Genomic DNA, 11,632 nt, shown 5'->3' with positions numbered 1-11,632 from the left:
CGTGTCTCCTCCTCGTCTGCGAAGAGGGGGGCGTCGTGGCACCGCGCCCGCGCGCGACGTCACGACGCCTGAGATTCCCGACTCCCTACGCCGGTATCACCCGGATCAGGTTCGAGGGTCTGCGGTCACCCGCACTCTCAGCGTCTTGGTGCCCGGCTCGCCGGACGACGCTCCCCTGTCGTTCGCCGTCAGCCTACTAGCCTCGGAGATGCCGCAGCTGCGTCGCTGCGCTGACAGATCGGGGAGCATCAGATGGCACGGCGGGCTCAGCTGTTCGTCGCAACCCACGCCGGGGCGCTGGCCAGGGCCGACGCCCTCGACGAGAACCAGCCCCCGCAGTCGGACACACCGCACGTCGAGCTGCCGGACATCGATGCCCTGGACCTCGAGCTGCTCGGCGAGGAGGCGGCCCGCGCGGTGCGCTGGGGCCGTGGTGACCTCGAGCCGCACGAGGTCGACCTCGATCACGAGCTGCTGTTCCAGCTCCCCCCGTTCCTGGTGGAGGTCCTGGGCGAGCTGGGCCGGGTCGACGACCCCGACCTGCCGGGCGAGGTCGCGTCCCGCTGGGCCACCTCGTCCGAGCGCGACCCCCGGGCGGACGACCCGCTGCCGATGGTGCTGAAGATCGTGGGCGTGGTCACCGCGGCGGAGCAGGTCGGCCGGGGCGTGTGGCTGTGGGTCTCGCCCGAGTGAGCGGGCACTGATCAACCCTGCTGCGGGACCCGCGCGGCTTGGCTAGCGTGGAGCCGCACGGACGGACCGACCGAGGAGGACCCGTGGCGGACGAGCAGACCGAGTCGAAGATCGCCAAGATCGTCGGGCTGGTGGCTGCGGCCGCCGCGGCGTGGCTGGCCGGCAAGCTCATCGACCAGCTGTGGACCAAGGCCCTCGGCCACACGCCGCCCAAGGCGGACGCCGATGACGACGACATCCGGTTCGCCGAGATCGCTGCCGCGGCCGCCATCTCCGGCGCGCTGGTCGGCCTGTTCCGCGCGTCGGCGACGCGCGGTGCCAAGCGCCTGATGCGCTGATCGCCGCCACCGTCACTCCTCGCGGCGCCGAGTCTCACTGCTCGCCGCGCCCCCCTCGCGGCGACGCTCCGCCTGCTCGATCGTCCCGGTCGAGCGTTCTGCCTCGCGCGCCTCTGACCCCCGCGCCGCGTCCGGCAGCGACTCGTGCTCGTCGGCCGCGGCCGCGAGGTCGTCGGTGAGCTCGTCCACGACGAGGCTGCCCGGCTCGACCTTGCCGGTGCGGTAGCCGGCCCGGGTCACCATGTGCGCGGCGACCGGCGCGGTGACCATCTGGAACAGCGCGACCAGCACGAGCATCCAGCCCGCCGGCCCGTCGCGCAGGCGCAGCCCGAGCCCGAGCAGCATCAGCAGCAGGCCGAGCACCTGCGGCTTCGTGGCCGCGTGCGACCGGGCCAGGAGGTCGGGGAACCGCAGCAGCCCGAGCCCGGCGGCGAACGCCAGCACCGATCCCGCGATCAGGCAGATCGCGGCGAGCACGTCGAGCACCGTCGTCATCGCCCGGCCTCCTCGTCGTCGCCGAGGTCGACCCGTCGGATCTCCGCCTCGTCACCGCCGCCGTGGTGCTCGTCGTCGACCGCGCGCAGCTCCTGCTCCTCGTCGGCGAGGCGCTCGGTCTCGAGCTCGGCGACCTCCTCGGGGCTCAGCACCCGGCCCTCGCCCTCGGGCTCGACGGCGGCGAACCGCGCGATCGCCACCGACCCGACGAACCCGACCAGCGACAGCGCGACGAGCACCGGCACCGTGTCGGTCCGGCCGGTCCACGCGGCGTGCACGGCGACCGCGCCGACCACGACCGCGGTCAGCGTGTCCAGCCCAATCGTGCGGTCCAGCATCGACGGCCCGCGCTCGATCCGGACCAGCGTCATCACCGCCGCCGCGGTGAGCAGCAGCCCGCAGAGCACCACGACGGCGGTCATCGGCGTCCCTCCCGGTCGAGCCCGGCCTCGGCCAGCTCCTCGTCCGACGCGAGCGCCCGCAGCACGCGCTCCTCGATGCCCAGCACGTCGGCGTGCGCGACGGCCAGGTCGGCGTCGGCCACGTCGAGCAGGTGCACGTAGAGCACGCCGTCGGTGCGCAGCGCCTCGACCACCACGGAGCCGGGGATCAGCGAGCAGAGCTGCGCGGTGAGCGTGAGGTACAGGTCGGAGTGCGAGCGCAGCCGGACCCGGATCACGGCCGACCGCGGCCGGCGGCCGGACAGGGCGATCCAGGCGACCTGCAGGCTCGCGACCACGAGGTCCACGACGAAGTGCCGCACGAGTCGCAGCAGGCCGATCGGGCGCACCCGTCCGTGGAAGTCGATCGAGGGCATCGGCAGCACCCGGACGACCAGCACGCCGATCACGACCCCGGCGAGCACGTTGGCCACCGACAGGCCGCCCCAGAGCGCGACCCACACCCCCGCGAGCCAGGCGACCGCGAGGATGTGCGCGCCGACACCGCGTCGGCGGGGGTGCAGGCTCACGGCTCACCTCCCGGGGTCCCGGTGGCGGCCTCGCGGTCGATCTGGTCCTGCTGGACGTCCTGCTCGACGAGCCGGTCGACCTCCTGGTCGGTCTGGGCCTGCTCGGCGGCGTCCGCGTCGTCCGAGAAGTCGGCCGACTCGCCCTCGCCGCGCTGCCCGTCCGGCAGCACCGCGAGGACGTAGACGCCGCGGTCGTGCAGCAGAGCGGCAGCGCGCTCGGTGTACCCGTACAGCGGTCCGGCGAACACCGTGATCGCCAGTCCGAACGCGACGAGGAAGCCCGCCGAGCCGACCATCCGGCGCGGCAGCCGGACCGGGCGGACGGTCTCCGGCACGGGCTGCCAGAAGGCCTTGTTCCACGCCTTGACCAGCGCGTACAGGGTGAGCAGCGAGGTCAGCACACCGCCGACCACGAGCACGAGCGCGAGCGGCCGGCCGTCCCGCACCCCGGCCTCGAGCAGCCCGACCTTGCCGAGGAACCCGGAGAACGGCGGGATGCCCGCGAGGTTCATCGCCGGGATGAAGAACAGCGCGGCGAGGAGCGGGGCGACCTTCGCCAGGCCGCCGAGGTCGTCCAGCGACGTGCTGCCACCGCGGCGCTCGACCAGGCCCACCACGAGGAACAGCGCGGTCTGCACGGTGATGTGGTGGGTGACGTAGAAGATCGCCGCGCCGAGGCCGGCCTCGCTGGACAGCGAGATCCCGAACAGCATGAAGCCGATGTGGCTGACCAGCGTGAAGGACACCAGACGCTTGATGTCGTTCTGCGCGACCGCGCCGAGGATCCCGACGACCATCGTGGCCAGGGCGGCGACCATGAGCAGGTCGTCCAGCCGCCCGCCCGGGAACAGCAGGGTCTGGGTCCGGATGATCGCGTAGATGCCGACCTTGGTGAGCAGGCCGGCGAACACGGCGGTGACCGGGGCGGGCGCGGTCGGGTACGAGTCCGGCAGCCATGCGGACAGCGGGAAGATCGCGGCCTTGATCGAGAACGCGAGCAGCAGCATCACCTGGAGCACGAGCTGCACCCCGGAGCTCAGCTCGGGGATCCGCAACGCGAGCTGGGCGAGGTTGAGCGTTCCGGTCGCGGCGTAGACGATCGCGATCGCGGTGAGGAACAGCAGCGAGGAGAGCAGCGAGACGACCACGTAGATCGTGCCCGCACGGATCCGCTCGCGGGTCCCGCCGAGCGTGATGAGCACGTAGGACGCGGCGAGCAGCACCTCGAACGCGACGAAGATGTTGAACAGGTCGCCGGACAGGAACGCGTCGGCCACCCCCGCGGTCAGCACCAGGTAGGTGGGGTGGAAGATCGCGACCGGGGTCTCGGCGTCGTCGTCCTCGACGCCCTGTGCGAGGGAGTACACCAGCACCGCGAGGGTCACGGCGAAGGAGACCGTGAGCATCAGGGTCGAGACGCGGTCCGCGACCAGGTTGATGCCGACCGGTGCGCCCCAGCTGCCGATGTCCACGACCAGCGGCCCGGAGTCGGCGGCGAACAGCAGCGTGAGTGACGCGATCAGGGACAAGGACAGCGCGACGACGCTGATCACGCCCTGCGCCCTGCCGTGCCGCCACAGCGCGAGCGCGAGCCCCGCGGCGGACAGCGGCAGCACCACGGGCAGCGGGATCAGCCAGGCGAGCGACTCGGTCACGGCGCACCCCGCTCGCCGGTCGGGTCGGGGCCCGTCGGGTCGGGGCCCGTCGGGTCGGGGCCCGTCGGGTCGGGGCCCGTCGGGTCGGCGCCCTTCGGTTCGGCGCTCGTCTGGTCGGCGCTCGTCTGGTCGCTGCCCGTCTGGTCGCTGCCCGGTGCGTCACCGACGTCGGCGGTCTCGTCGCGCACCTCGGCGGCGGCCTCGTCGAGCGAGACCGGACCGGCGTCGACGTCCGCGTAGGCCGCGCGGTCGAGCGCGGCGCGGCGGGCGACCCGGCGGTCCTCGAGGTCGTCCTGCACCTCGTCGTGCGCGTTGAGCTGCCAGGACCGGTAGGCCATGGCGAGCAGGAACGCGCTCATGCCGAGCGAGATGACGATCGCGGTCAGCACGAGCGCCTGGGGCAGCGGGTCGGCCATCTCGCTCTCGGGGGTCATCCCGACGATCGGCGGCCCGCCGGCCGCGCCGCCGGCCGACAGCAGCAGCAGGTTCACGCCGTTGCCCGCGATGATCAGACCGATCAGCACGCGGGTCAGGCTGCGCTCGAGCATCAGGTACACGCCGACCGCGATGAGCGCGGCGACCACGATCACCAGGGTGAGGCTCGGGGCGTTGGTCATCGCCGCACCGCCTCGTCGGGTCGTGCGGCGCTTGCGGACCCGCCGGCGTCCGGGTGCGCGGCACGGTCGTCCGCCTGCTCGGCGCCCTGGTCATCGTCCGGGCCCGTGCCGTCGGGCCCGTCGTCGTCCGGGTCGGGGCCGTCGGGCTCGTCGTCGAGCTGCCCCTCGGCGTGCCGGTCGATCTGCGCACCGAGACTGCGCAGCACGTCGAGCACGAGCCCGACGACCACGCCGAAGACCCCGATGTCGAAGAACAGCGACGTGACGAGCTTGATGTGGCCGAGCACCGGCACGTCGACCTCGTAGATGGTCGACTCGAGCACCGACTGCCCGAACAGCAGCGCCACCAGCCCGACGCCGGCCGAGAGGAACAGCCCGGCGCCGAGCAGCAGGCCGGGGTGCACCGGTGCGGCGTCGCCGAGCTCGTACCGGCCCCCGGCGAGGTAACGGACCGCGAGCGCGATGCCCACCACGAGGCCGGCGACGAACCCGCCGCCAGGTGAGTTGTGGCCCGAGAACAGCAGGTAGATCGCGACCACGACCATCGTGTGGAAGAGCAGGCGGGTCGCGATCTCCATGATCACGCTGCGGCGCTGCGGGTGCAGCGTGCGGCTGCCCGCCAGCCACTCGCTGTGCTGCCGGGCCGGACCGCCCGCCGCCGCGGACGCCTCCCAGCGAGCCTTCGCGCGGGCTCGCAGCGGCGCCATCGCGTCGCTGTCGACCTGCCAGACGGTGCGTTCGAGCGGCTCGCCCGGGCGGTGCGTGCCGGGCCGCTCGAGGTCGCCCGAGCGTCGCCGCAGGAAGATCAGCGACGCGACGCCGGTGGCCGCGACCAGCAGCACCGCGATCTCGCCCATGGTGTCCCAGGCCCGGATGTCGACCAGGGTCACGTTGACGACGTTCTTGCCGCCGCCGAACTCGTAGGCCTCGGTCGGGAAGTCGACCGACACCGGGTCGAAGCTGCGCGCTGCGGGCATGACCAGCGCGAGCACCGCGACCGTGAGGCCGACCGCGACGCCGATCGCCATCCGCACCCAGCGGCTGCCGGCCAACGGCCGGACCGAGAAGTACGGCGGCAGCCGCCGCAGCACCAGCACGAACACCACCAGCGTCACGGTCTCGACGAGCACCTGGGTCAGGCCCAGGTCGGGTGCACCGTGCAGCAGGAAGAGCATCGCGACGCCGAACCCGCTCGCACCGGCGAGCACCACCGCCTTGAGCCGGCGCCTCGACCGCGCGGCGAGCACGGCGGCGACCACGGCGAGCCCGCCGGCCACCACCTGCACCGGGGAGTCCCAGAGGCGGATCTGCGACACCCCCGGCAGCGAGGTGCCGAGCGTCAGCGTGGTGTCCGCGAGCGCCACCATCACCAGCAGGATCGTGCCGAGGTACAGGGGCAGGGAGCCTCGCTGGGTGGCCGCGGTGACGTCCGCGGCGAGCTCGTCGAGCCGTCGCATCGACCGGCGGTAGAAGCGGTCCATGTCGACCGGCGCGACGAACCGCGCCTGCCACCGTTCGACGCCCGCGCGCCACCTGAACAGCAGGGCGCCCACGCCGAGCACGACCAGCGTGATGAGCGCTCCGGCAAGGCCGCCCCAGAGCACCAGGTGGCCGGGCTCACCGGACAGCGTCGCCGCGTACGGGCCGAGCAGGCGCTCGCCCGAGGCCGGCAGCACCCCGGCGACCAGACCGAGCACCGCGAGCGTCGCCGCCGGCGCGACCAGCAGGACCGAGGGGCGGCGCTGCACGGTCGCGGCCGGCTCGTCCGCGGGAAGCGCGGGCCCCGCGCCGGCGGGCGCGACCTGGCCGGGCATGACGCGCTTGGTCCCGAACGCTCCCCACCAGAACCGCAGCCCGTAGGCCACCGTGAGCACCGAACCGAGCACGACCGCGACGAGCGCCACGCGCGCCGCGGTGGTCGAGTCGTGCCGCAGTGCCTCGATCGCGGCCTCCTTGGCGACGTAGCCGGCGAACGGCGGCACACCGCACATCGAGGCGACCGCGAGCGCCGCCGCACCGGCGGTGACCGGGAGCTGGCGCGCGATGCCGCTCAGCCGGCGCAGGTCGCGGGTCCCGGTCGCGGCGTCGACCACGCCCACGGTCAGGAACAGCGCGGACTTGAACATCGCGTGCGCGCCGAGCAGCGCGATCCCGGCGAGTGCCACGGCCTGCGTGCCGAACCCCACCAGGATCACGAGCAGGCCGAGCTGGCTGACGGTGCCGAACGCGAGGACGAGCTTGAGGTCGTACTGGCGCAGCGCGCGGTAGCCGCCGACCAGCAGCGTCGTGCTGCCCAGTCCCAGGACGGTCACCTGCCACACCGGCAGGTCGGCGAACGCGGGCGCGAACCTCGCCACGAGGTAGACACCGGCCTTCACCATCGCGGCGGCGTGCAGGTAGGCCGACACCGGGGTCGGCGCGGCCATCGCGGCCGGCAGCCAGAAGTGGAACGGCACGAGCGCGGACTTGGTCACCGCGCCGACCAGCAGCAACGCGACCGCGACGGTGATCACGGTGCCGGTGGGCGGGTCGGCCAGGATCGCGGAGATCGAGTAGGTGCCGGTCACGTTGCCGATCAGCAGGATGCCGATCAGCATCGCCAGGCCACCGGTGGTCGTGATGATGATCGCCTGCATCGCCGCGCGGCGCGACGACTTACGGTCCGCGTAGTGCCCGATGAGCAGGTACGACGTGACGGTGGTCAGCTCCCAGAACACGTACAGCAGGAGCAGGTTGTCGGAGGTGACCAGGCCGAGCATCGAACCGGCGAACGCGACCAGCAGCCCGGCGAACCTTCCCAGTCCCGAGGCGTCGGCCGCGAAGTAGCGCGAGGAGTACACGAGCACCGCGACGCCGACCCCGCTGATCAGCACGACCATCAGCCAGGACAGCGTGTCGACCCGGGTCTCGATGTCCAGACCGAGGTGGGGCACCCAGGCAAGCTGCTCGGCGGGCGCCGCGCCGGACGCGATGCCACCGGCGTTGGCCACGGCCCAGGCCAGTGCGGCAGCAGGCGCGGCCGCCAGGACCAGGAACGCGTTGCGTCCCATCCGGCGCACCGCCAAGGGCGCCGCGAGGGCGGCGACCAGGTGGAGGCCGAGCAGGAACAGCATGTCCGCTCCGTCCGTCGAGGCTGGACCCGGCGTGGGCGAGGGCGGTGAGCATCAGCCTATCCGGGGCCGGCGCGGCGGGCGCGGGAACGGGCGCGCGACCGTGCGGGCCCCGCCCCGCGCGCCGAGTTCGCTGGATGTCGCCGAGTTCGCTGCGTGTGACCAGCGAACTCGCGCGCGGCCAGCGAACTCGCGGAGCCGGAGAGCGGTGCGGGCTCCTGGCGCCGCGGGGCCGACCCGCTAGCGTGGCGCCGTGTCCGGACTCCAGCTGGTGGCGCTCGTGCTCGCACTCGCCGCGACCGTGCTCGGCGTCGTGGCCTTCACCCGCGGTGCCGTCGCGATCACGCGAACGGTGCGGCGCGGCGGCCCGGCGCCCGACCGGCACACCGAGCGTGGCCGCCGGACCTGGCTGACCGTCCGCCTGCTGCTCGGCCATGGCCGATTCCGGCTGCGGCCCGGGATCCGTGCGGCGCACTGGGTCGTGATGGTGTCCTTCCCGGTCCTGTTCCTGACGCTGGTCTCCGGGTACGGGCAGATCGTGGACCCGCGCTTCGTGCTGCCGTGGATCGGCACCTGGCCGCCGTACGAGTGGGCGGTCGAGGTGTTCGCATGGGCGGGCCTGCTCGGCATCGTCACGCTGATCGTGCAGCGCCAGCGGCACAAGCCGCGGTGGGGCGAGGACGCCGTGTCCCCCGAGTCGGCCGCGCGGCGTGGGCCCGAGGGCGAGCTGATCGGGCCGGAGGGCAGCCGCGCGTCGCGGTTCTTCGGGTCCAACGCGGGGCAGGCGTACCTGGTCGAGGGTGTGATCCTCGCGGTGGTCGTGGCGGTGCTCGGGCTGCGGGCGCTGGAGTTCGCGCTGGCGTCGGAGGCCGGGTCGAGCACGGCACCGCTCACCTTGGACGCCGCGCCGGGCTCCCTGCCGACGCCGCTGCACTTCCCGCTGACCGGCTGGCTCGGCGGGCCGCTGCAGGGCGTCGACCCCGGGACCCTCGAGGCCGCGGTCGTCGTGCTCGCGACCGTGAAGATCGTGGTGTCGATGGCCTGGATGGTGGCCGTCGGCCGGCGGCCCGCGATGGGTGTTGCGTGGCACCGGTTCCTCGCCGTGGTGAACGTGTGGGCCCGGCGTCGCGCCGACGGTCGTCCGGCGCTGGGCGCTGCGGCCCCGCTGCGCGACCGGGCGGGCGAGCCGCTGGACCTCACGACCCTGGAGGACCTGCCCGAGGACCTCACGCTGGGGGTCGGGCGCGTCGAGGACTTCACCTGGAAGGGCCTGCTGGACCTGTCCACCTGCACCGAGTGCGGGCGGTGCACCGAGCAGTGCCCGGCGTGGAACACCGGCAAGCCGCTGTCCCCGAAGCTGGTGGTCACCGCGCTGCGCGACCACGCGTACGCGACGTCGCCGTGGCTGACCCCGGGCGCCAACGCGGCGACCGAGCCGACCGGCGCGACGACGGCGACCGGGCACGTGCCGCTGCTGCCGACCGGGAGCGCCGGTCACGCCGGCACCGACGTGCTGTCCCTGGTGGGCGACGTGGTGAACCCCGAGGCGCTGTGGGACTGCACCACGTGCGGGGCGTGCGTGCAGCAGTGCCCGGTCGACATCGAGCACGTGGACCACATCCTCGACCTGCGTCGCCACCAGGTGCTGCTGGCCTCGACGTTCCCGACCGAGCTGGGCCAGATGCTCACCAAGCTCGAGCGGCGCGGGAACCCGTGGGGCCTGCCGGCCCGCAAGCGCCTGGCATGGGCCGAGCCGCTGGACTTCCCGGTGCGCGTGGTCGGCCAGGACGTCGAGGACGTCTCGGGCCTCGACTGCCTGTTCTGGGTGGGCTGCGCGGGCGCGTACGACGACCACGCGCAGAAGACCGCTCGGGCGGTGGCCGAGCTGTTGCACGTCGCGGGCGTGAGCTTCGCGGTGCTCGGCGACGGCGAGACCTGCACCGGCGACCCCGCGCGGCGGGCCGGCAACGAGGCGTTGTTCCAGCAGCTCGCGCACGCCACCATCGAGACCCTCGACGCGGCCAAGGCCCGCCGGATCGTGGTGACCTGCGCGCACTGCTTCAACACGATCGCCAACGAGTACCCGCAGCTCGGTGCCCGCTACTCGGTGCTGCACCACACCGAGCTGCTGGCCTCGCTGGTCTCGGAGGGCCGCCTCACCCCGGTGACGCCCGACCAGCGCACGATCACGTACCACGACCCGTGCTACCTGGGCAGGCACAACGAGATCTACTCCCCGCCCCGCGCACTGCTCCAGGTCGCCGGAGCGACCGTCGCGGAGATGCCGCGCAGCGGTGAGCGGGCCTTCTGCTGCGGCGGTGGGGGCGCGCGGGTCTGGCTCGAGGAGACCACCGGCCGGCGGATCGCCGACGACCGGATGGCCGAGGCGACCGACACCGGCGCCGAGGTGGTCGCGACCGCGTGCCCCTACTGCACTGTGATGCTCGGCGGCGCCGCCGGCGGCGAGGGCGCCCCGGTGGTGCGCGACGTCGCCGAGATCCTCCTCGACTCCGTCCGCCGCCCCCCGACCCCCTAGCCCGCGAACCCGCGGCCCGAACCCGCAGCCCGAACCCGCGGCCCGAACCCGCAGCCCGAAGCCGCGAGTTCGCTGGGTGTCGCCGAGTTCGCTGGGCAGGGCCAGCGAACTCGAGCCTGACCAGCGAAGTCGGCGGAACGGGTCGCGGGGGCGTCGGGGCTAGAGGTCGGCGGGGTCGACGACGAAGCCCATCATGTCGGTGATCTCGCCGCCGACGGCGCCGTGCAGGGCACGGGCGAGCGCGGCCACGAGGGGGGCGGCGCGACCGCGGGCGACCCGGTGCTCGACCGGCGGGTGCTCCATGCCGAGCTCCTCGAGCGACTCCGGCTCCCAGCTGACGCGGTAGGCGATCGCCCCGCGCTTCGCCCAGGGGACATCGGCCAGCACGGTCGGCACCTCGGTCTCGCCGGACACCGTCACCGCGAGCATGCCGTCGTGGTCGAGGTCGGCGAGCATGCCGTACGCGTCGCGGGGCACACCGCTCTCGAGCACGGCCATGTCGTAGGCCTCGGCTGCGGTGTGCAGCACGGCCCGGTCGATCGGGTCCATGTCCTCCGCACCGTAGGCCGCGACGATGCCGGTGCCCTGGGGTGGACCCTCCCACGGCACCTCGGCGTCCAGCCGGGCGCGCGGCACCGCGGTCCGGGCCACGGACAAGCCCGCGTCGGGGTCGAGCCAGATGTCGCTCCACACGGTGAGGTCGACCGCGGCGGCCGGGTCCGGGACGAGCACCGCACCCGACCCGGCAACCCGCACGGCACCGCCGAGCCGCCGCGCGGCAGCGACCAGCCACACGATGACGCGTCCCTCGTCCCGCACGGGCAGCCCCGCCGGGAACGCGCGCGCGATGCCGTCGCGGTCCGCGGACCCCGGCCACGCCTCGTCGCCGCGCTCACGCGGCCCGCGCACCAGGTAGCCGACCACGCCGGCGGGCGGCAGGCCCAGAGCGGCCCGGACGTCGCGGTCGATCGCGTACGGACCTTCCAGCGACGACACCCGGGTCAGCCGCAGCGTCCCGGGCGGGCGCGGGCGGCCGCGCGACGTGCCCGGGTCGGCGTTGCTCTCCCAGCGGGCGGCGGGGAACCGGCTGAACGCGAGCACCTCGATGTCGTCGGTGAGCACGTCCGCGGCCAGCACGAGCAGGTGGTGGGCGGCGGCGTCATCGAGATCGAGCGGTGCTGGCACGAGGTGATGCTAGGTCCGTCGTGTTGCGTGCGC

At 73.8% G+C, this 11,632-nt stretch carries 10 protein-coding genes and 1 riboswitch; of the genes, 3 read left to right on the top strand and 7 right to left on the bottom strand.

Annotated elements, in window-relative coordinates; all coding sequences use genetic code 11:
- Positions 1–65 precede the first annotated feature (65 nt).
- Positions 66–187: riboswitch (TPP riboswitch) on the bottom strand.
- A 65-nt stretch (positions 188–252) separates the two neighbouring features.
- Both OEB99_RS01620 and OEB99_RS01615 read left to right on the top strand, forming a co-directional pair.
- Positions 253–693, top strand: coding sequence for a hypothetical protein (locus OEB99_RS01620; RefSeq protein WP_263507894.1), 441 nt, complete (start codon positions 253–255; stop codon positions 691–693).
- Positions 694–776: 83 nt separating this feature from the next.
- Positions 777–1,031 carry a DUF4235 domain-containing protein gene (locus OEB99_RS01615; RefSeq protein WP_263507893.1) on the top strand — a complete coding sequence of 85 codons (255 nt, stop codon included), beginning with the start codon at positions 777–779 and terminating at the stop codon, positions 1,029–1,031.
- 12 nt (positions 1,032–1,043) lie between these two features.
- On the opposite strand, the gene mnhG is transcribed toward OEB99_RS01615, so the two are convergent.
- Genes mnhG through OEB99_RS01585 form a run of 6 tightly spaced genes read right to left on the bottom strand, consistent with a single transcriptional unit; the run spans position 1,044 to position 7,881 of the window.
- A complete protein-coding gene (gene mnhG / locus OEB99_RS01610; protein ID WP_263507891.1) occupies positions 1,044–1,526 on the bottom strand; it encodes a monovalent cation/H(+) antiporter subunit G in 483 nt (160 codons plus the stop codon).
- The gene (locus OEB99_RS01605) at positions 1,523–1,948 is read right to left on the bottom strand and encodes an MrpF/PhaF family protein (RefSeq protein ID WP_263507889.1); all 426 of its coding nucleotides are present in this window, start codon (positions 1,946–1,948) and stop codon (positions 1,523–1,525) included. The genes mnhG and OEB99_RS01605 overlap by 4 nt, the downstream gene beginning before the upstream one ends.
- A complete protein-coding gene (locus OEB99_RS01600; protein WP_263507888.1) occupies positions 1,945–2,496 on the bottom strand; it encodes a Na+/H+ antiporter subunit E in 552 nt (183 codons plus the stop codon). The genes OEB99_RS01605 and OEB99_RS01600 overlap by 4 nt, the downstream gene beginning before the upstream one ends.
- A complete protein-coding gene (locus tag OEB99_RS01595) occupies positions 2,493–4,151 on the bottom strand; it encodes a Na+/H+ antiporter subunit D (protein ID WP_263507886.1) in 1,659 nt (552 codons plus the stop codon). Before OEB99_RS01595 ends, OEB99_RS01600 begins: the two co-directional genes overlap by 4 nt.
- On the bottom strand, positions 4,148–4,768 hold the full coding sequence (locus OEB99_RS01590; protein ID WP_263507885.1) for a Na(+)/H(+) antiporter subunit C: 621 nt from the start codon (positions 4,766–4,768) through the stop codon (positions 4,148–4,150). Before OEB99_RS01590 ends, OEB99_RS01595 begins: the two co-directional genes overlap by 4 nt.
- On the bottom strand, positions 4,765–7,881 hold the full coding sequence (locus OEB99_RS01585) for a Na+/H+ antiporter subunit A (protein WP_263507884.1): 3,117 nt from the start codon (positions 7,879–7,881) through the stop codon (positions 4,765–4,767). The genes OEB99_RS01590 and OEB99_RS01585 overlap by 4 nt, the downstream gene beginning before the upstream one ends.
- Before the next feature lie 250 nt (positions 7,882–8,131).
- Between OEB99_RS01585 and OEB99_RS01580 the strand changes: the two genes are divergently transcribed.
- Positions 8,132–10,414, top strand: coding sequence for a (Fe-S)-binding protein (locus tag OEB99_RS01580; RefSeq protein ID WP_263507883.1), 2,283 nt, complete (start codon positions 8,132–8,134; stop codon positions 10,412–10,414).
- A gap of 159 nt (positions 10,415–10,573) precedes the next feature.
- Here OEB99_RS01580 and OEB99_RS01575 read toward each other — a convergent pair whose 3' ends face one another.
- On the bottom strand, positions 10,574–11,599 hold the full coding sequence (locus tag OEB99_RS01575; protein WP_263507881.1) for a hypothetical protein: 1,026 nt from the start codon (positions 11,597–11,599) through the stop codon (positions 10,574–10,576).
- Between the last annotated feature and the right edge of the window lie 33 nt (positions 11,600–11,632).

Origin of the sequence: Actinotalea endophytica, assembly GCF_025717005.1 — a bacterium.
Classification (GTDB): Bacteria; Actinomycetota; Actinomycetes; order Actinomycetales; family Cellulomonadaceae; genus Actinotalea.
This window is presented reverse-complemented; position numbering and strand designations above follow the sequence as displayed.

Bases quoted from the DNA above. Each gene is read 5' to 3' on its own strand.
- OEB99_RS01585 (WP_263507884.1), bottom strand. From the start codon at position 7,881: ATGCTGTTCCTGCTCGGCCTCCACCTGGTCGCCGCCCTCGCGGCGCCC.
- OEB99_RS01605 (WP_263507889.1), bottom strand. From the start codon at position 1,948: ATGACCGCCGTCGTGGTGCTCTGCGGGCTGCTGCTCACCGCGGCGGCG.
- mnhG (WP_263507891.1), bottom strand. From the start codon at position 1,526: ATGACGACGGTGCTCGACGTGCTCGCCGCGATCTGCCTGATCGCGGGA.
- OEB99_RS01590 (WP_263507885.1), bottom strand. From the start codon at position 4,768: ATGACCAACGCCCCGAGCCTCACCCTGGTGATCGTGGTCGCCGCGCTC.
- OEB99_RS01620 (WP_263507894.1), top strand. From the start codon at position 253: ATGGCACGGCGGGCTCAGCTGTTCGTCGCAACCCACGCCGGGGCGCTG.